Raw genomic sequence first — 20,692 nt, 5'->3', positions numbered from 1 at the left:
GATGGCTGAAGATTATTATTTCACTAATTTAAAGTCAACTTCTTTTACATCTCTAGAATTGGTGCCCACAAAAGCTTTAAAATCACCAGCTTCCGATACAAATTTTAATTGGCTGTTGTAGAATCTTAACATTTCTTCGGTAATAGCGAAAGTTACTGTTTTGGTTTCGCCAGGCTTTAAGCTAATTTTTTGGAAACCTTTCAATTCTTTTACTGGTCTGGTGCTGCTGCCTACTAAATCGCGGATGTAAAGTTGTACTACTTCTTCTCCCGCATGAGCACCGCTATTTGTTACTGTAGTGGTTACCGTTATTTGCTGTCCGGGTTTTAAGGTGTTATTACTTATTTTAACATTGCCATAGCTAAATGTAGTATAGCTTAAGCCATAACCGAAAGGATATAAAGGGTCGTTAGTTACATCTAAATAATTAGACCAAAATCTGCTGTACCAAGGTCTATCGCCAAGTGGGCGACCAGTCATTTTATGTGCATAATACAATGGAATTTGCCCTACATTTTGAGGGAAAGTCATGGTGATTTTTCCAGATGGATTTACATCGCCAAACAGCACATCACCAATAGCTTTTGCAGCTTCTACACCGCCAAACCAAACGTTAAGGATAGCTGGTACATTTGCTTGTTCCCATGTTAAAGTCATTGGGCGGCCTGCAAAAAGTACTAAAACCACCGGTTTGCCAGTTTGTAATAATGCCGCTAATAATTTTTTCTGTGTGTCTGGAATGCCAATATCGGTGCGGCTTGAGCTTTCGCCACTCATTTCCGAAGCTTCGCCCAAAGCAGCTACTACTACATCAGAATTTTCGGCTACTTTTACTGCTTCAGCAATAATTTCACTTTCTGGGCGATTGTCACGCGGGATATCTCTGCCATGTGCCGTTCCCCAAATTTGTTGATTGGCATCGGCAATTAAGTTTGAGCCTAAAGCGTGTACAATTTTTACTTTATCGCCAGCTACTTCGGTTAAGCCCTGTAATAGCGTAGGCACTTTAGACATATCGGCGTTTACGCTCCAAGTACCAGGCATGTTACTAGCCGTGTTAGCCAATGGGCCAATTAAAGCAATTGTTCCTTTTCTTTGTAATGGTAAAGTTTGCTTTTCGTTTTTTAACAATACGAATGTTTTGGTAGCGGTTTCGCGGGCAAACTTTAAATTTTCTGGGGTCAGTATTTCTTTAGTGGCTCTGTCTTCGCTGCAATATTTAAAAGGATCATCAAACAAACCCAATTTGTATTTGGCTTCTAAAATTAAACGGCAAGCGGTGTTAATTTGTGCAATGGTTACTTTACCTTCTTTTAAGGATTGTTTTAGGGTAGTTAAGTAACCTTCGCTCACCATATCCATATCGGTACCTGCTTTTAAGGCTAAGCCCGACACGGTTTTTAAATCGCCCAAGCCATGTGCAACTAATTCGCTAACGCCAGTATAATCGGCAGTTACAAAGCCTTTAAATCCCCATTCTTTACGCAATAAATCAGTTAATAACCATTTGTTAGCCGTAGCCGGTACGCCGTTAATATCGTTAAACGAAACCATTACGCTTCCTGCACCTGCATCAATTGCCGCTTTGTAAGGAGGCAAGTACTCGTTGTACATTCTGTCGAAACTCATGTCGGTAGTGTTATAATCTCTACCAGCCTCAGCTGCGCCATATAAGGCCAAATGCTTTACGCACGACATCATGGTGTTAATAGCTTTTAAATCGTTGCCTTGATAACCTTTTACCATGGCTTTGGCAATTGCCGAGCCTAAGAACGGATCTTCACCGCTACCTTCGGCTACACGGCCCCAACGTGGGTCGCGGGCTAAATCTACCATTGGCGAGAAAGTCCAGTTTAAACCATCGGCCGTTGCTTCAGTTGCGGCAATTCTAGCCGTTTTTTCTATTAAAGACATATCCCAACTTGCGGCCAATGCCAATGGAATAGGAAAAGTAGTTTTGTAACCGTGTATCACATCCTGACCAAAGATCAAAGGAATTTTTAAACGACTGCGCATAGCTATTTCTTGTGCCTTGCGAATTTTTTGTGGTGTGGTTAAACTGAAAATGCCGCCAACGTTACCTTTGGCAATTTTTGTTTCTACACCTGTACTTACTGCTGCCCCTGTAGTTGCTTCGCCACCAGTAACTAAATTCAGTTGCCCAATCTTTTCATCAACTGTCATTTTCGACATTAGGTTGCTGATGAAAGTATTCATTTTTTGTTTTTCGGTTGGTACTGATTTCTTCTGCTGTGCAAAAACAGGTAAAGTTAATGTTACTACAAAAGCTATAATTATTTTCTTCATGTGTCTTTATTTTGAATAGGTGAAGCCTAGTTTTGTTAATCCTTGTTGTACTTCTGGAGCGCTCATAAAAAGTTTCCAAAGTAATCCGGTACGGGCATTTTCTATCATGATTACAATAGGGCCTTGATCAATACCAATATATCTTTTTGGGTACCAGTTAGCAGTTTCGCTGTAAGCGTCGTAAAAACCATATTCGCCCCAAACTTTGTCTTTCATGTTTTCGTAAAGATGTCTGATTACTTGCATGCTCTCTTTTGGCGTGTAAGGGTAAGAAGAAAGTGCTGCTGTTGGGCTAATTACACCAAAATCTTCGCTAGGCATGTGGGCAGCGTAGCCTTTTACAGAGTAGCTTGCAGTTAAGCCCCAAGAGTTTTTTCCGTAGCCTTTATATCCTTTCGGATTGGCAATTGCATAATCGTAATTTACTAAAGCATGGTTTCTGTTCTCTTCCCAATAATCGGCATATTTATCTTTTAATCCTTTTGGGTTTAGGCCAAGGTGCGAGTAGTGCGACCAGAAAAGAGGTCCTACACTTTCGCCAACTACATTATGTTTTAGTTTAATTGGATGCCCGTATAAGTTAATGTTGGTGTTAATATCGCCATTTTTAGCCCAGCCCTGATGATAAACTTCGGCAGGTACGCCATGGGTAGGGGAGCAGGCGGCCATTACATAAGTAATTAAACACTCGTTGTAACCTGTAATGGCAAAGTTCATTTTCCAGCCAACCGTTGGCGACCAATGCCAATACAATACGTTTTCGTTATTTTTTCTATAGAAATTCCAATCAATCCCTTTCCAAAGTTCATCTGCTTTTTGTGCTAACACTTTCTCTTGTTCGCTGCCATTAAGGTAATATTGGCGTAAGGTAACCAATGCTTGGGCTATGAAAGAAGTTTCTACCAAGTCGCCAGCATCATCGCCTTGGCTAAAAGGTTTTGCTTTTCCAGAGGGATACATCCAGTGCGCCCAAACGCCATGAAACCTATCGGCCTTGGCCAAAAAATCTAAACCTTTTTTAAGGTGCTGATAACCTTGCTCTCGGGTAATAAATTTGCGTTCTATGGCTACAATAGTTGCCATAATACTGAAACCACTTGCGCCAGCAGCAATAATGTCTTTGTCGTTTTGTGGGTAGATGTCATCTATGTGATAACGTTCTCTGGCCAAACCTGAAGTTGGTTCGGCACCTTCGTAAAAGTATTTGTAGGTCTGTTTTTGAACTTCAGTTAAAAGTTCATCGTCAGATAGTTTTAATGGGGTATTGTTCGTTTTACTGACGGAGCAGCTTCCTAAAAGGGCAAGGATGGGAATAATGAATAATTTAAGTTTCATTGGTGTGTTTATTGATTTAGGCTACAAAAGCCCAAGGTTTTTGTTTTGAAACAGGATAGATGTATGATCAGTTAAATAGCCATCACAACGTAGTTTATACGAAGTGATGGCTATGATTTAGAATTAGCTATGGATTAATTTGATGTTAGCACAGCAGAGGTAAGGTAGTAAAATCCAGAACCATTGTTATTATTAGCTCCCGAGGTTACCTTAACCGTAATTTTTCCGTTAGTATCTGGTTTAATCGCATTTACACAAACGGTATTAGCAGTATTTGATGAGGTATTTAGGTTAGCTTCAGCTTGGTTTGTACCAATTGCAGTAAACTTAGTTTCGCGATTGTCTGAAACGCCACCCCTAGCACCAAAGAAACAAATGTTATAAGTTCGACTTTGGTCTAAACCAGAAAGTACAAATGTGCTTTGTGCAACTATAATGCTATTAAATGCTGCTTTTGAATTGCCAAAGAACGAACGTCGAGATACATTTTCGGGCATATTGAAAGGTGTATTGGTAACCGCTGGGCCGTCTGTATTAATGGCATTAAATCTTTCGGTAATGGTAAGTGCCAAGCCACCGTATTCTTTTCCTTGGCTATCTTTTAAGTTAATCCTAGTACCCGCGGTAACCGTGCGAACTTGGTTCCAATTAGGCGAGGCAGTTAAATCACCAAAATCAATTTGTACCGGTGCTGTTAATGGCCCAGGCTCGCCCAAGAAATCTGGCATGGCAGTAATTTCGAAGGGTTTTAAAACTGCTCTATGGGCAGCATTTTGTGCTACAGCAGCTTCGAAATTCCCCATCCCGGCAGGCTTGTATTGTAGGCCTACTGCCGATTGGCCAAACAGGGTCTCGAACCACGTACAAGCTGCGGTGTATTTACCCAAATCATTCAGGTGGTAGCCGTCTCTTGTAAAACCATCTTCCATAGCACTTGTTCTACCATTTTGAATGGCTGTACCCGCTGGTACAATAATGTTTATCGGAACAATGTCTTTTGCTTTTTGCGAAACATTTACAATGGCGTTATACATGGTTGTTTGGTTATTGCCATAGTTGGCAAAACCTTCGTGGGTTGAACTTTGTGCATAGGCCCAAGTTTGGTGGTAAACATATTTAACGTTAGGGTTGGTAACCTTAGATTTAACATAGTTGTAAACCGCAGGCAACGAGGCTTGGACGGTTTCTAGTTGGCCAGAGTTTTGGCTTACCTGTTGGAAACTAATGTAATCCCAATGTTCGTCTTCTATAGCCATATCCATTCTAATAGCGTTATAGATTCTTTTAACACCGTCTTTCCCTATTTTTCTGTAATTGTAAACAGAAGCTTTGTTGTCTGTATTTTTCTTGTGCTCGGCTAGCGAGGCTCCACCGATGTACATATTTCCGATAATTACAGTTTTTCCTTTTTCTTTCGCTAATTCGTATAGATTAGCTTCTAAGGCATCTTCAGAAAAGCTGTTTCCAATAGCAAGAATTTTGATTACGCCGTCATTTGAATTTCCGCCATATTGCGATTTATCTGCGTCTTTTAGATCAAAAGGATTATTGTCTTTGGTACAGCTACCAACAATCAGTGCCACTGCTAATGCAAGTAAACTAAGCTTGCATTTGGCTAATGTTTTAAATAATTTGTTCATTATTCAATATTTTAATTAGTTATAACCAAAGTTCTGAGTTAATACTCCTTTACTAATTTGAATTTGTGCTGCAGGAATAGGCAATATTTCATGTTTACCTTCTACGAAACCAGTTTTTCCTGCCGCATGTAATACAGTTTTAGCGGTTCCCCATCTTACCAAGTCGAAAAATCTATCGTACTCCATCGCCAATTCAATTCTTCTTTCCTGTCTAATCGCATTTCTTAATTCTCCTTGATCTGTAGTGGTAACGTTTGGCAGGATAGCATTATTTCCATTACGAGCTCTTAGCCTTACGCTATTTAGCTTTTCCAGTGCATCTGTTGTATTGGTTGTTCCTCCAACTTCATTAGCTGCTTCTGCATACATTAATACCACATCTGCATAGCGTAATATTCTGATATTCATCCAATAAGAGAAGTTGTCTAGTAAAGCTTTTCTACGGGCAGGGTTTGAGTGTACTTTATGGTTGTAAACCTTAGGAGCATCGGCTGCTTGGTTTCCGGCCAATAAGGTTTCTCCATAAATAGTTGGTACACCAACACTTAAAAATGTTCTTGCTTTTCTAGGGTCGTTAGTTTCGTAAGCCGCACTTAGTTGGCCACTAGGAGAGTTAAAACCCCAGCCTAAGTTCCAATCGCCCGAACCTCTTACGCCTTGTATGCTGGCAAATTGGCTTCCGTTAGCTCTTTTTTCTACTAGGGTTGCAGTACATTGAATTTCAAAAACAGACTCTTTGCTGTTTTCGCCATCCTCACCAAAAATTTTATCGTAGGTAGTGGATAAATCATACTGTCCAGAAATAATTACTTTGTTAGCTGCGCTCATAGCTGGCCCCCATTTTTTCTGCGTTAGATATACTTTGGCCAATAATCCATTAGCAGAACCACTTGTAGCCCTTCCCGGAAATATGTTTGGATCCCAGCTTGGAGGTAGGTGTGCCCCTGCAAAATTAAGGTCACTTTCTATAAAAGTATAAATAGTAGTAGGTTCGCTTTGCGGAATATTAGCTTGTTGAGTTGGATCAGCATAAACTTTATCAACTAAAGGCACTCTTCCAAACAATCTTACCAACATGAAATAGCCATAAGCACGTAAAAACTTGGCTTCAGCTTCGGCATAGGTTTTTACTTCTGTTGTAGTTCCTGGATCTTGGTCTTTCGCTATCCTATCAAGAACTCCATTTGCTTTTCCAATTAGGTTATAATAGCTTTTCCACATTCCATCTAGTAAACCATTGGTAGAGATTAAAGTGAAGTCATCAAATTCTTTAGACGAAGGCCCATCGGTAGGTGTACTGCCTTTGTCGGCATCGTCGCTACGAATACTGGTTGCTGCAATAAAGCCCGAACCTGTAGCATCATAGGAGCGTAAAACATCATAGGCGGCAAATATATCGCCATCAAAAGGTCCAGAGCCTTTTGGATAAGGGTAAGTACCTGTATCGTATTTACCTTGTGGATCAAGGTCTAAGAATTTTTTACAGGATGGCAATGCAATGACGATAAGTATTGCAGCCAAAAAATATTTTGTTATGTTTTTAAAACTTTTCATTGGTTCAAGATTAAAATGTAACATTAATACCAAATGTGTAAACCGCAGGTATTGGATAGGTGCCATTATCGGCACCACCTCCTAAAACGTTGCCAATTGGAACTTCTGGGGTATAACCACTCACTTTAGACCAGGTATATAAATTTTGTCCGCTTAAATACATTCTTAAACTTTTCAACATCATACCCGTAGTGTTTTTAGGTTTATAAGTATAGCCTAATTGTAATGTTCTAAGACGGAAATAATCGCCAGGTTCTAAAAAGTAAGTACTAAAGCGATAGTTGCCAGACCTTCCTTTGTCTAAGATAGGTTCTATATTGGAAGTGCCTGCGCCGTCCCAAGCGTTTAATCTATTGGTTTCCAGATTGGCATCGGTAAATGTTACCACTCGTCTTTGGGTATAGATGTAATTTCCGGCAACACCTTGACCTTGCACTAAGAAATCGAAGTTTTTATATGATAATGAAAAATTGATTCCATAATTCCAAGATGGGAATGGCGAACCTAAGTTTTCCATGTCTTTTTCGTCGATTTTTCCATCCTTATTGATGTCTTGGTACATGATGTCTCCTGGCAATACTCCTGCTAAAGTTGGAGAATTTTCTATTTGAGATACGGTTTGGTAAATTCCAGCTTGTCTATAACCATAGAAATGACCAACAGATTGACCGGTAACCGTTCTATTCACTGTTCCATTACCGGTCAATAAGAAGTCTATTTTGTCGCCAATAGAAGTTACTTCGTTTTTATTGTAGCTAAAATTTGGTGATATCGAGTATTTTAAATTTTTGGTAATGTTATCAGTCCATCCAAGGGCAACTTCTAAGCCTTTGTTGCTAATGGTACCAGCATTTGTGATATATCGTGTAACACCAGTTGAACCAGGCAGGGTAATGGAGGTAATGATATCTTTCGCTTTTCTGTCGTAATAAACTACTTCTGCACTTAGCTTGTTATTTAAAGCTTTCAAATCAAAACCCATATCTAAACCTCTGTTACTTTCCCATCTTAAATTACGATCTGGAAGATAGTCTGGAGCTACAGATGGATAGATAAAATCACCAAATACACCGGATCCGCCTGTGTTTAAACCAGGGAGGTAAATGAAATCTGCAATGCCCGAAGCATTACCTGTACTACCCCAAGCACCACGTAATTTTAGAAAATCGATGCCTTTAATGTTCTTAAAGAAATTTTCTTCTGAAACTACCCATCCTAAACCTAAAGAACCAAATGTACCCCATCTGTTTTGAGGGCTTAAACGTGAAATCCCGTCTCTACGAATAGATGCATTTATTAAATACCTTTCTTTGTAAGCATAATTGGCTCTGGCGAATGCCCCCACCGACGAACGATTAGCACCCCCGCCGCCCAATGTTGTTGGGTTATCAGGATCTACGATGCCAACATACCATAAATCTGGGTCGTTGGGGATAAATAACCTCGTATCTGTGCGGCTTCCAGATAGCGAAGTGCTACTTTCGTGGATCGTTGTTAAACCAACTAAGCCGGTAAAGCTATGGCCGCCAATTTTATCACTATAAGTTAAGGTATGGTCTTGTTGGAATTTTCTGAACTCTTCTGCTGCTTGTCTAACAGAAGTTCTGGCATTTGGGTTGTTGTAATACTCTGTTGGTTGTCCAAATTCCCCCAGTAAAACTTGTGTGAAAGAAATTGGGGTATAACCTCTCGAGTTATTGAAGCCTAGATCTGTGTACACCTGCGACTTCCAAGTAAATTTCTCTAAAAATTTGACCTCGCCAAACAGACTTCCTACAAATCTGTAACCTTTGTTGATGCTTGTTTTATCATTTTGGTAAATTGAAGCTATTGGGTTACCTACTTGCGACCTTTGAAAACTAGGCATGGCATAATAGGCAGTTTCACTCTCTCTAATACCTACAATTGGAGCAGCCCACAGAGCGTTATTTAAGCTTGCACCAGATCCATTCAAATTCCAATGCGAGCCTGTAAAATCGCCACCTATTTTAATGTCTTTGGTTATCCTAATTTCTTCATTCAATCTAGCGGTATATCTTTGATATTTGCCAAATTTTAAGACGCCTTCTTGATTGTTGTATCCCAAACTTAACAAAGTCGTAGATTTTTCGCTACTATTTGAAATGGTTAAGCCATGATTGGTTTGGAAGGCTGTTCGTAACATCTCATTTTGCCAATCGGTGTCGGCCGTGTAGTTGGTGTAATCAAATGGAATGGCATTTGCGTTTGCTCTAATTTTATCGTACACCGTACGGAATTGAGCTGCATTGAGTACATCAATGGTTTTCTGTATTTTTTGAAAACCAGCCGAACTAGCCAAATTAATAGTAGTAGTTCCTGTTTTAGCTCTTTTTGTGGTTACTACGATAACACCATTGGCTGCTTGTAAACCAAAAATAGCTGCAGAAGAAGCATCTTTTAGTACTTCTATACTTTCAATGTCTGCGGGATTAATGTAGTCTATATTGCTTTGGTGTACCCCATCTACCACATATAAAGGGTTAACGGAGTTAGAATTGGTACTTGCAATACCTCTAATCCTTACTGTTGGTGCAGCACCGGGACTACCACTATTTACAATGGTTAAACCTGCCACCTGCCCTTGTAAAGAAGATACCGGGTTTACGTTAGGTAGTTTTTCTATCTCTTTTCCCTTAATAGAGGTGATAGAACCTGTAAGGTCTCTTTTCTTTTGTGTACCGTAACCAATAACTACTATTTGTTGTAAGTCGTTGGTAGAAGGAAGCAGTGTAATGTTAATAGTTGTTCTGTTGTTAACTAGAGTTTCTTGGTTGTTGAAACCGATAGAAGAAAATACCAATGTGCCGTTAGATGGAACACTGATGGTATAATTTCCAATAGCGTCTGTTTGTACGCCGTTGTTAGTGCCTTTAAGTACAATACTTACTCCTGGTATGGGTAAATTCCGATCGTCTTTTACCGTACCCTTAACTGTAACATTTTGGGCATAGGCAACGTCTGATATTAAAAGCAATAAAAAACAGGTAATAACAGAGAGTTCTGTAAAGATTTTTTTCATACCGTTTAATTAATATTTGATTAATTGAATACACGAATGTTAAGTTTTTGTTTGGTAAGAACAATTAAAACGACTTACACATTACTACATCAAGGGGGCTTTTAAAGCTATCTCACGATGAGGGGTAAACTATTGTTTTTTAGGTTTAAACACTGTTTTTTTAGGTTATATTAAGAAAATGATACTACTACAAAGCGTCTTGAGTAATTAGTTAAAAGTACCTTTAGCAAAGCAGTGTGAGAGGTAATGATGTAGTGTTATAATTCGATAAGAAATTCAGTGAGGTTCTTATCATGCGGAACTGCTAGCTTTTTGCGCAAGCGGTATCGCCTAATTTCTACACCTCTTACCGAGATATTTAGGAGAGAGGCCATTTCCTTACTGCTCATATTCATGCGTAAATAAGCGCACAGTTTTAGGTCGTTTGGTACCAAGTCTGGATGGTTTGCTTTTAATTTTTTAAAGAAACTTTCGTGGGCTTCGTTAAAACTGTTTTCAAACAAGTTCCAATCGCGTTCGTCATTCATGCCATCGTCTATAATTTTCTGTATTTTTCGCAATTGGTCTTCTTGTGGTTTTTGGTTGTCCTTTAACTTGCTCAGTTCTTGACTTATTTTTTGAAGCAGTTCATTTTTATAAACCAAGCTCATGGCAGAGTTGGCTAATTCGCGGCTTTTTCCGGCAAGCTCGATTTGCAATTTTTCGGTTTGTAGCTTAGCAATTTGTTTTTCGGTTGCTTCTGCTTCTTTTTTCAAGTGCTCTTCGTGCTCTTGTTGTAACTTGTCGGAGATTTTTTGTTGATCTCTTTTTAATTTTGCTTCATAAATTCGTTTGCCTACAATTAACCCAATAACAATGCAGATGAAATAAAATGCCCAAGCCCAATTGCTGGCATACCAAGGTGCCAAAATGATAATTTTTATACTGCTAATTTCGGTAACTGTATATTCGTTAATTTTTGCCCTTACTTTAAAAGTATAGGAGCCATTGCTCAGGTTCGTAAAGTCTTTTTGGCTTGCTGTATTCCATTCAGACCATTGTTTAGAATATCCCTCTAAAAAATATTGGAACTTGATTTTTGAGAGACGGTAATAAGGCAATGCAAAAGAAATCCTGATACTGTTTCTAGAGAATGGAATGGCAATCTCTTTTTCACTTTCGCCACTTTCTGTAATTGAACTGTACTTGTCGGTAATGTCTTCTATTTTGCCAATTAAAACTCGAGGTAGCTTTGTAGCAGATTTAAGTGCGCTTGCTAAGGCATTGTTATAAATTACAAAACCATCATCTACACTAATTAAGTACAGGTTATCGCTAATTTGGCTAATGTTCTCGTAGTATTGCACCATTCTGCCGTCTAGTACATTGAACCTATTGGAGTCGACGCTTATTTTTCCGGGCTGATTAAAGTTGGCAAGGCTCATTCTGCCATCGTTTATAAACCAATAGGCATTATTTGTAGCCTTAATAATTTTATGTGATGAACCGAAACCCCCCAATTTATTGTTGAGGGCCTCATATTTGCTAAAGTGATTACTGATGTCATCGTAAACGTAAAAACCCGAATCGGAAGAGAACACTACTCTATTTTCTAGGTTAAAAGCATTGATGTTAAAACTACTCGGCAGGCCATTTTTTTCATCGTAATATTGTATGTTGCTGGCCTTCTTTAGGTCGGTACTTAAGGTTAATCGGTAAAGCCCTTTGTAAGCATGGCTTACCCAAATATTACCTTTGTGGTCTTGCTCTACATAACGGGAAGGTTCGCCAAAACCATCAATTTTAAGGCTAAAAACCCAATTTCCTTGCGTATTTTTAGTGTAAATAGCAAGGCCAGTGTAAGTGCCTTGTATTAAATAATTGGGGTTCGAAGCTAGTTTTTTTAGTGTCCATCCGCCATTAATGTTAGATATTTTCTCAATTCTATCGCCAACAACGGTAAATGTTCCGTCATTGTGCCCGCAAATGAGTTGGTTGTCAATTTTGGTTAAATCCCAAACCTGCCCCTGCGAATTTGGAATTAATTTGAAATCGAAATTACTTGCCGAGTGTTTGTTCCAATTCCCCGAAAATAAACCTTGATTGGTTCCAAGATAAATCTTGTTGCCAAATATTAAACTAGAGTAAACGGTGCCAAATTTCCCTGTTTTGTCAAAATAAAAAGACAGGGGAGAATTTAGCTCAATTCTGTCGATACCATTGTCTAAACCTGCCCATAAATTGTTTTCATTGTCGTTGTAAAGGCATAGCACCGTATTGTTCTGTAAGCCGCTTGCTTTGTTAATGTGCTGAACTATATCTCCATTTTCATCGATAATGATAATGCCATTTAAAATTGTACCGAAAGCATAATAATTATCGAGCGCTTTAATACCATTGTTAAGTTGGTAGGTTTTAAGAAAATTATTGGCTTGGTTGGCAAAAGGCATAAATGTAGTGCCATTAAATACAAATAATCCATTTTTACTGGTACCAATTAAAAGTTGATTGTTTTTAAAAGGAAGAATGGAAAGTACGCCTGTTTTACCCAGTATTTCGCTGCCTTGTAGCTTAATAAGCTTGTTTCCTTTAAGCTCAAATAATCCGTGGTCAATTACTTCGGCAAAAAGTCTGTTGCCCGCCTTGTGCAGGAATAGAAGATTGTTTGCAGCGTTTAAAACTGTTATTTTATTGTTTTGATAAATGAATATATGTGAAAAGGTTTGAAAGTAAATGGTTTTGCCTAGGGGATAAATTTTCCAAACTTCGCCTGTTAATTTGGTTGGTTTAGGTATTAAGCTAATTAAGGAGGTATAGTGTGGTTTTTTGTCCTGATGTTTCCAAAATCCAAATTCTCCAAAGCCTCCCGTGTAAACTAAGCCATCGGCGCCAATAGCAACAGATCTAATGATTTGGTTGTTAGGTAGTTTTTGTTTTTGCCAATATTTGCCATCATAGCTCATTAATCCGCTAGCATTACCAAAATACATGATGCCTTTTTTGTCTTTGGCGATAGACCAATTCTGATTTCCGGCAGCATATAATGATTTATGGAAATTCTGTACATAGGGTACGCCAATACGAGGAATGTCGTTAGCTTTTGTGCTGGATAAACCAAAGAAAAGAAGCGTTACGAAAAGGAAATATGATAGGCTAATTCTCATAGTTGCAAAATAAAAAAATGGTAACAATTACTGAAATGGGACAAAAAAATATATGTTAAGATTTAGAAGCTTAAATTTCAAGTTAAAATAATATTTTTGGTGTTGGAGTATAATCAACTCCGATACAATGATTTGAAAGATAAGAAGCACTACGATACTGAACTAACACAAGAAGATAAGAAAATAAAATTCATGTTTGCTAGTACGGGTAATTCAACTATAATTAAACTGATAGAATATGCTCCAATACAGCAGCAAGAAGATGGCAGGTATGTGTATAATCTAGGTTTTGGAGATTATGATGACGCTAACAAAACATTAGTTGATGATGTTAATAGTAATAATGGAGATATGTATACAGTATTTAATACTGTCTTGCATAGTATCCCTGTTTTTTTTGCTGAAAGACCATATGATGTAATTTATGTTCGTGGAAGTGATTCTGCTGACGATTTTAAGCTGAATTGTATTAATACTTGCACCAAAAAATGTAAGGATGAATGTAGAAAAACGAATCAAAGAATAAATACATATAGATATTATGTAAATAAGAACTTTGATGAGCTTTCTAAAGATTATGATTTTTATGGTAGAAATAGTACAGGAGGTGAAGAATTTGTTCAATATGTTCCTGGTGAAACTTATCATGAAATTTTAGTATATAAGAAAAAATAAATACTTTTGTAAAACAAAGTATTTATAAATATGATTATATTTGATATAATCATATAATTAATGAAGTTATGAAAGCAAATAGAAAACTTGTGAGAAATTCTAATGTAATAGAAACTCCAATTGATGCTAAAGAGAAATTTAGTGTTGTTGCTGCAACTTTAAAAGGTAAAGAATTATTTGTTAATAAAATTGCAGAAGCTAGAAAATCTTTAAAAGGATTAAAATCTTTACCAATATAAGATTGGTTTAAAATTCCTATATGAAAAAGGTTCAGTGATTATTCTGAACCTTTTTCTTTATCCTCTTTTTTAAGTGCTGGTTTAGGATGTATGCCTAAGCTTAACTTTACCAAGTCCTCAAAAGAAACATCCACTATAACTTTTTCATTATACTTTTCTTCAAGTTGCTTTTGTTTATCTTTTCTACCCTTCCCCTTCTTCTTTGCCATGATTTTATGCCGCTATATCTTTGTAAGTAATCTGTCCCTGATGAATCAATTTCATAGTTTGTTCAAATCTAGCAGAATCGGACAAATTTCTTGTGTTATACCTAAAACTAATTTCATCACAGTAAGCCTGTAGATGCTTTCTGCTCATATGGTGATGAGTTCCAATGTAACCCCTCTTAACCCATGTCCAAAAACCTTCCATTCGATTTGTATTGTGTATGCCTGTTACAGCAAACTTATAATCACCATTTTCATTATGCTTCACCCTTATATGATTATAATATTTATCCAAACCTATATAAGACTTATAAGCATCTGAAATAAACGTTGCACCTTGCTCTACATTATTCTTTACAATATTCTGTAAAGTATATGCTTCTGTATCTTTTACAACAAATGTTCTTACTTGACCTTCATTTGTAACCAGCCCCAAAACAGGTATTTTATCTTTTGCAGCTCTGCCCTGAACTCCTTTATATTTCTTGTCGGCATGTCTGTTTTTGTTCTTCCCACCTACAAATGTTTCATCAGCCTGAACTGTGCCTTTTAGCTTTTCTGAGTTTGCTTGTGTAAATAAGTTTCTTATTTTCCTTAGCATGAACCAAGCTGTCTTATCAGATACACCTATCATCTTGGCAAGCTGTAATGCTGATATGCCTTTTTTGAAAGAAGTTGTCAGGTACATTGCAGACAGCCATGTACGAAGACTGACCTTTGTATGTCTGTAGATAGTACCTGATGTTACTGAGAATTTCTTTCTACAATCCTTGTCTGAACATTTATAACCTCTGTTAGTTGTATAAGCGTTAGTGCAGCCACAATGTGGACAAGTAGGGTTATTGTTCCAAAGATGGTATTCGAGATATCTTATGCAGGTTTGTTCGTTGTTGAAGTAATCTAAAAATTGGTTATAAGTTTTAAATTCATTGAACATAAAACAAATATAAGAAAAAATTTGGAAATTTAAAAATAATTTCTTAATGATTTTCAGATAATAGATTAATTTGTGTATCCAGAATGTTGAGTGCTTCTAATTGTTTCTCTAAACTTTTAGTCATGGATATTAATATTGACTTGGATGGTTTTTCACGAAGAATATCATTTATTAGTTTATCAGAAAGATTTTTCTCATAAGTTTCTTCCATAGTACTTATATATTTAGCAAAGGTTATATTGGGAAACATATCCGCATCCCAAGCATTATTCATTTCAGCATAATCTTTCAATTTAGTCTGTACTTTTTTAGACATGGATTGAGTAGTTCTAAAATGAAGCATTAGATTTTCTATTTCTTCATTTGGTTTTGAAAGAAAGGTTTTCTGATAAGTAAACCAAGCTATCAACAATCCAACAATTCCTATAGCTATTTCCATTTTAATTCATTGAATTTTTAACCCAAACTATCGTCCTGTATAATCCGAATGCTAAAAGATATGAAATGAATATATTAGCAAACATCAATGAAACAGCCATCATAATGCTGGTGCTATATAAATATATGGCATAAGATGCTATTAAAAGGAAAAGCAAATTCATTATTGTTACCCACTTATTCTGTGTTTTTTTTCTTTCCTCTTCTTCTTGGTAAGGTGCAAGTCGAACATCTTTTTTCAGAATGCTTACCATTAGTGTTGGTTCAATATTGCCAATGTTGTCAATTAAAAAACTAAAAATGCCAACCCCATTCTTGTTAAAAACGGGGATACGGTATTTTCTTTGCCTGGTAACTACATTCACGTCCTTCTGATGCTGTGATTTTTCTATTTCATCTAAAAGGCTTAAATCTTTATTTTTTTCAATTACAGAAGCAAAATAGTTGTAATATTCCGCGGTAAAATACAATGGTGTAAAAACTTCATCCTGCTTATATTCACCTGAACTAGCATAAACAACGTTATTTTCAGGAAGAGTAAAAACCACTTCTAGTTCCTCAATGTTCTTGCTGCTTTCATTATGAATTTCTACAGTTATTAGATGTAGATTATGAGACTGACCTCCATTATAAAGGACTTCTATTTTCCCCCAAGTTTCTGATTCACTAGAATAAGCAACACGCTGGATAAATAGCCGTTTTGTTAATAAAATTTCCTTATTTAACCATTTGGTAGTTAAAATAGTGGTAATTACTCCAGCAGAAATTCCTAAAATAAATTGATATATGCCTGATATAAAAGATTGAGAGTCCTCCATTTTGATGATAATATTTCAGATAAATATAAGTTTTTTGCGTAGAAATTACGCAGTTGCTATTCCAACCTAAAAAGGATAGATAAAAAGAAGAATATAAATAGCATTTATATATATAGTTCTGGTCTATTTTTAAGAAAGGGACTATTTATATATATGAAACAACCAATTACACAAATGGAAATAGAACATGATTATTTCATGTCAATAGTTAGTAATTATCTAAAAAGAAATGATATTCTAAAGATGGAATTTTCTTATGACAAGAGAAAATCTAATGGTATAGATATATTTTTTGTTTATGATGTGAATACTGATTGTGAAAATAGTAAAATCAAATTTCACCGTCTTTAATCAATTCATCAAATGTTTTAACTAAAGAGTATATGTTCTCTTTATTAGTCAAGTCTAATTTTGTTTTTATTTCTATATATTTTTCTTTTTCAGGATACCATAAATAGAACATTCCTGAAGTTGAAAACATATCTATCTTATACTTTTTAGAAGCTGCTTCTGTAATAAATGGTAGTATAAAATCAGAGTTATAATTCTCAACCCATCTTTGAAATTCAAAATCATTCTTATCTGCTAAAACTCCCATTATTATTCCTCCAATAATTTATCAATTGATGTTTCTAATGCTATTGAAATCGCATAGGCTGTACTAATTGTACAATTTACAATAGCTCTTTCAACGGTACTTATTGTTCCCAACTCAACGTCACATGCATTAGCAAGCTCATTCATAGTTAATCCTTTGGCTATGCGAATCTTTCGCACATTTTCACCGAATCGTTTTATGATAAGGTTGTTCCTTGGATTCTCTTTCTTACCTGCCATCGAAACAAAATTATTTATAACATATTTTATATCATGCACGATGAATAATGCACGATTAATCATATATTGCGATTGAAATAATTTAAAAAATCATTTTATGAAAAGGACATTAATCTTTCTTATCGCTATCAGCGTACTTGCTTCGTGCAATCAGCACAACTCAAATCAGAAGACAGAAAAATCAAACCAACAGCTAACAACTAAAAAAGACACATCAGAAGCGTTTAGAAAACTTTTAGAAAAAGAAGAAAAGCTTAAAACACTAAAAGATATAGACGAATATAAACTTGCATTCTTAGAGGGTAGGATAGATAAGGCTTTAAGGTTATTAGGTCAGTCAGATGATGAAATGATATCACCTACAGGAAGACGAGGTGCGTATATTTGGTATGATAAAGTGAAAAAGAATAACGAAGTTAGGCACTTAGTTATTGAATTTGGCACAGATGGTTCAGAGCAGATAGCTTTACAAGTATTACCAGTAGTAGATAGTTCTTATTTCTATTCTACGCATATGGATAAGGTATTTGTCAAGAAGCCATAAAATGATAAAGCCCTTGGCTCATCACAAAGGGCAGTCATAATTTTTCCATAAATTTAAGTTAATAAAACTTACTTTTTTTCTTTTGGAGGTGGTGGTGGAATATGAAAACTGGGCAAAATATTGCCATTTTTTACACTTCTGCTTCCATCCTCAATAATCCTAACGATGCTTTCTGGAGAGGGATTTGAATCTCCTTTTGGTTTTTCACTCATATTATTACAATTAATCTATTAAAATATTCTTCTGTTGCTTTGTCACACTTTTCCTTCATTTTTTTATCCACGGTCTTAATTACTTCATTAATGATTTTGTTTACCTCTTTCTCACTGTCTTTTAATTTGTAAAACTCTAATTGGGTATTTTCCTCATCAATTCGTTCATTTTCATAATCAAACCATAGTTTTTCAAGTTTATTATAATAATCGAAATAGAAGTCCGTAACAAATTCTAGCTTTTCTATTTGTTTTTCAGTAGGAAAAAGGTGGGGCTGTACTAACCTTACTATCTGTATCGCCGAAATTATTAGGCAGGATATAAAAGGCATGGTTTCCCAAAATTTCCATCCCATTACACCTGCGCCTGAAAAAACTAGAATTAAAATAGTTACCCAATTAAGAACTCTTCTCCTGTACGTAAGTAAAACAGCACAATATTTATTGTTCCATTTTGCTTGACAAAGCTCCATCCATAATCTATTTCTCATTGAGTACTAAAATAATGATAATAAGAAAATAGCGGAAAAATAATTGCTAACATTTTTAGTTAGTAATTAAACTCTTATGTGTGAAAAAAATTCTTTTAAAAATTTCGAATATTTATAAATAAAACTTTGTTATTATATTTGATTATATTGACCAATTTTCAAACCAAAACGCTCTCTATGTGGAAAGAAGATTTACCTGAAAGATGTCCTACTAATAAAGCTATAGATTATGAAGGAAGTGTATTCAGAGTGACAAAAACTAACACTCCTTCTATAGATGATTTTAAGGTATATGCTAAGTTGTATCCTGATAATCCTAGATACAAGCAACTATGTGAAGCATATGCGATTTCTTTTTACGATACATTAAGCAATGCGAAGGAAGCAGTACAAAAATCAATAGAAAGAAATAATAAATTAGGAGACTATATTGCTCATTATAATCTTTGTAAAGATGATGGTAAATCTCATCTTAATGGTTCAAGTGGTCATATCAATACATGGTTTTACAGCAAATCTCAATTTGATATCTTTAGTCCTATAAATATCTCAGAAGTAAATGAAGATTGATTCGAAATTTCAGCTCCCACAATTTTCACTTAATTTAAGTGTAATAGAGGCTTTTGACTTTAGGGAAGAGCCTATTTTATTGCTTGAGCAAGATGAAATAGGGAATCTTTATTTGAGTTATTTATCAACTTCTAATACGGACTCGGAAATTAGAAGTTACGTACAAGTTAGTAAGGAAAGGCTGAATGAAGTTCTTGAAAATAGAAAGAACATTTACGATACATTTATAAGCGCTGAAAATAATGTGGTTTATATAATTGAATATAGTTTATATGATGGGAAAATATTGCAATCATATTTAGTTCCATCTGTTGATACGCATACATATAATCTCATTCCACAGAGTTACAACTTTACATTCGAATACTCAATAAAAGAAGCTGAACTAAATGAAAATTATCTATTAGGTTATTCTGAAAGAACTAATAAATTGATACTAGACTTTTATTTACAAAGTCAAAACTTAATTTCATCTATAAAACCGTATGCAATATTTAAAGTACTAACCCCGCTTGTAGATATCATAAAAAACTTACTGGAATTTGATAATAGAAATGCAGACAAGCACATTTCATTTAACAACCTTAGACATTCATCTCTTGGAATAACGATTGAGATAAATTATTCAAAAGACCTTTTTTTAGAAAAAGAAACAGAAGCCATAGAGAAAATTATGCAGCTATTAAATGCTCAAAATAAGGATGAGTTTAAACGTGTAATAAATTCAACTAAGAATAATAGATATATAAAAGAATATAGTACGATAATCAAAGCTATCATAGAAAATGATGCGACCTTAAACACAGCATATGCTAATCCAATTAACAAAGAAGTACAGATAGCAGTTATTGACAAAGAAAAAGCAAAAATAGCGAAAGCGATAATTGATGAGTCTTTGGACGTAGTTGAGGATGTAGAAATCATTGAAGGTATATTTCGAGAAATAGACATAGACTCAAAAGAACCGTCTTTTAAAATATACTCTGAAAAAGAGGATTTTTCTATCCGGGGAAAATTTGAATTGTCAATTCTAGAAAAAATAAAAAATGACTATTTAAATATAGGTAGAGAGTACTATAAATTTACCATTAAAACCATATACCACCCTGAAACAAGCGTCAAATCCGAGGAGATAAAAAGATTTCTAACGGACTATGAATTAATTAAACAATGACTTTGTCCCATTTGAGTAATTGTTACCAAAAAAATTAATGAATAGTTTGACAGGCTTGATAGTCAATGGTCAATAGCTGAAAACTTTTTAAAAAAAATAACTTATCGTCAAAAAGAATGCAGAGATTGTATAATAATGTATTAATACTATGGTATTTAAATTTGAAGAGTTAAAAATTTGGCAAATCTCTTTGTTGTTAAGTGATGAAATTGATAACCTTGCCAAGCGGCAGTTTCCTAAAATAGAATTATTTAGTCTAACTACCCAGATAAAAAAAGCTGCCGACTGTAAACCTAAATATAGCAGAAGGCTGTATGGGTCAATCCAATGCAGAGTTTAGCAGATTCTTAACTTATTCTGTTCGTTCTGGCTTAGAAGCTGTAAGCTGTTTACACATGGCACGTAATAGAAAATATATTTCTAATGAACAATTCATGTACTTTTATACTGAGTATAAACAGTTTTGTAAAAAGATAAATTCGCTGAAAAATTCTTTAAAATGAATAAATTAATAGAGGTCATAACTTAACTA

Annotated in this window: 20 protein-coding genes; 6 read left to right on the top strand and 14 right to left on the bottom strand. The window is 35.5% G+C overall.

Translation table 11 applies throughout. The features are described from left to right. Nucleotides 1-15: 15 nt before the first annotated feature. From bglX to B3I52_RS13405, 6 genes are all read right to left on the bottom strand, one after another. Nucleotides 16-2,307, bottom strand: coding sequence for a beta-glucosidase BglX (gene bglX, locus B3I52_RS13430; RefSeq protein ID WP_293302076.1), 2,292 nt, complete (start codon nt 2,305-2,307; stop codon nt 16-18). Between the two features lie 6 nt (nt 2,308-2,313). Continuing rightward, complete coding sequence (locus B3I52_RS13425) at nt 2,314-3,642, bottom strand: glucoamylase family protein (RefSeq protein WP_293302073.1); 1,329 nt, start codon at nt 3,640-3,642, stop codon at nt 2,314-2,316. Between the two features lie 134 nt (nt 3,643-3,776). Then, entirely contained in the window at nt 3,777-5,282 is a 1,506-nt protein-coding gene (locus tag B3I52_RS13420) for a DUF4886 domain-containing protein (protein WP_293302071.1), read from the bottom strand. Nucleotides 5,283-5,297: 15 nt separating this feature from the next. Next, entirely contained in the window at nt 5,298-6,836 is a 1,539-nt protein-coding gene (locus tag B3I52_RS13415) for a RagB/SusD family nutrient uptake outer membrane protein (protein ID WP_293302068.1), read from the bottom strand. A gap of 10 nt (nt 6,837-6,846) precedes the next feature. Further along, complete coding sequence (locus tag B3I52_RS13410) at nt 6,847-9,876, bottom strand: SusC/RagA family TonB-linked outer membrane protein (protein ID WP_293302065.1); 3,030 nt, start codon at nt 9,874-9,876, stop codon at nt 6,847-6,849. Nucleotides 9,877-10,133: 257 nt separating this feature from the next. Continuing rightward, a complete protein-coding gene (locus B3I52_RS13405) occupies nt 10,134-13,019 on the bottom strand; it encodes a helix-turn-helix and ligand-binding sensor domain-containing protein (protein ID WP_293302063.1) in 2,886 nt (961 codons plus the stop codon). A gap of 132 nt (nt 13,020-13,151) precedes the next feature. Here B3I52_RS13405 and B3I52_RS13400 point away from each other — a divergent pair, with 132 nt between their 5' ends. Then, nucleotides 13,152-13,694, top strand: a complete 543-nt coding sequence (locus tag B3I52_RS13400; RefSeq protein WP_293302061.1) for a DUF6934 family protein — start codon at nt 13,152-13,154, stop codon at nt 13,692-13,694. A gap of 68 nt (nt 13,695-13,762) precedes the next feature. Then, the gene (locus B3I52_RS13395) at nt 13,763-13,933 is read left to right on the top strand and encodes a hypothetical protein (RefSeq protein ID WP_293302059.1); all 171 of its coding nucleotides are present in this window, start codon (nt 13,763-13,765) and stop codon (nt 13,931-13,933) included. Nucleotides 13,934-13,971: 38 nt separating this feature from the next. On the opposite strand, the gene B3I52_RS13390 is transcribed toward B3I52_RS13395, so the two are convergent. The 6 genes from B3I52_RS13390 to B3I52_RS13365 form a co-directional block, all read right to left on the bottom strand. After that, the gene (locus B3I52_RS13390; protein ID WP_293302056.1) at nt 13,972-14,142 is read right to left on the bottom strand and encodes a hypothetical protein; all 171 of its coding nucleotides are present in this window, start codon (nt 14,140-14,142) and stop codon (nt 13,972-13,974) included. A 4-nt stretch (nt 14,143-14,146) separates the two neighbouring features. Next, a complete protein-coding gene (locus tag B3I52_RS13385; protein ID WP_293302054.1) occupies nt 14,147-15,076 on the bottom strand; it encodes an IS1595 family transposase in 930 nt (309 codons plus the stop codon). Between the two features lie 43 nt (nt 15,077-15,119). After that, complete coding sequence (locus B3I52_RS13380) at nt 15,120-15,515, bottom strand: hypothetical protein (RefSeq protein ID WP_293302052.1); 396 nt, start codon at nt 15,513-15,515, stop codon at nt 15,120-15,122. 1 nt (nt 15,516) lies between these two features. Then, nucleotides 15,517-16,332 carry a hypothetical protein gene (locus B3I52_RS13375; protein WP_293302049.1) on the bottom strand — a complete coding sequence of 272 codons (816 nt, stop codon included), beginning with the start codon at nt 16,330-16,332 and terminating at the stop codon, nt 15,517-15,519. A gap of 331 nt (nt 16,333-16,663) precedes the next feature. Continuing rightward, the gene (locus tag B3I52_RS13370; RefSeq protein ID WP_293302047.1) at nt 16,664-16,930 is read right to left on the bottom strand and encodes a hypothetical protein; all 267 of its coding nucleotides are present in this window, start codon (nt 16,928-16,930) and stop codon (nt 16,664-16,666) included. A 2-nt stretch (nt 16,931-16,932) separates the two neighbouring features. Further along, the gene (locus B3I52_RS13365; RefSeq protein ID WP_293302044.1) at nt 16,933-17,232 is read right to left on the bottom strand and encodes a helix-turn-helix domain-containing protein; all 300 of its coding nucleotides are present in this window, start codon (nt 17,230-17,232) and stop codon (nt 16,933-16,935) included. A 34-nt stretch (nt 17,233-17,266) separates the two neighbouring features. Between B3I52_RS13365 and B3I52_RS13360 the strand changes: the two genes are divergently transcribed. Further along, nucleotides 17,267-17,713 (top strand): hypothetical protein, encoded by a 447-nt coding sequence (locus B3I52_RS13360; protein WP_293302041.1) that lies wholly within the window; start codon nt 17,267-17,269, stop codon nt 17,711-17,713. 68 nt (nt 17,714-17,781) lie between these two features. Here the strand turns inward: B3I52_RS13360 and B3I52_RS13355 are convergent, their stop codons facing one another. Continuing rightward, the gene (locus B3I52_RS13355) at nt 17,782-17,925 is read right to left on the bottom strand and encodes a hypothetical protein (protein ID WP_293302038.1); all 144 of its coding nucleotides are present in this window, start codon (nt 17,923-17,925) and stop codon (nt 17,782-17,784) included. Then, nucleotides 17,922-18,416, bottom strand: coding sequence for a hypothetical protein (locus B3I52_RS13350; protein WP_293302036.1), 495 nt, complete (start codon nt 18,414-18,416; stop codon nt 17,922-17,924). The genes B3I52_RS13355 and B3I52_RS13350 overlap by 4 nt, the downstream gene beginning before the upstream one ends. Before the next feature lie 177 nt (nt 18,417-18,593). Here B3I52_RS13350 and B3I52_RS13345 point away from each other — a divergent pair, with 177 nt between their 5' ends. From B3I52_RS13345 to B3I52_RS13330, 3 genes are all read left to right on the top strand, one after another. Further along, a complete protein-coding gene (locus B3I52_RS13345) occupies nt 18,594-18,986 on the top strand; it encodes a hypothetical protein (protein ID WP_293302033.1) in 393 nt (130 codons plus the stop codon). Next, nucleotides 18,976-20,160 carry a DUF6575 domain-containing protein gene (locus tag B3I52_RS13340; protein ID WP_293302031.1) on the top strand — a complete coding sequence of 395 codons (1,185 nt, stop codon included), beginning with the start codon at nt 18,976-18,978 and terminating at the stop codon, nt 20,158-20,160. The genes B3I52_RS13345 and B3I52_RS13340 overlap by 11 nt, the downstream gene beginning before the upstream one ends. Before the next feature lie 314 nt (nt 20,161-20,474). Further along, complete coding sequence (locus B3I52_RS13330; RefSeq protein ID WP_293302027.1) at nt 20,475-20,663, top strand: four helix bundle protein; 189 nt, start codon at nt 20,475-20,477, stop codon at nt 20,661-20,663. Nucleotides 20,664-20,692 lie beyond the last annotated feature (29 nt).

The sequence above is a fragment of the Pedobacter sp. UBA4863 genome (genome assembly GCF_002399615.1).
Classification (GTDB): Bacteria; Bacteroidota; Bacteroidia; order Sphingobacteriales; family Sphingobacteriaceae; genus Pedobacter.
The sequence above is the reverse complement of the archived record's forward strand: the minus strand, read 5'-3'. Positions and strand labels throughout refer to the sequence as shown.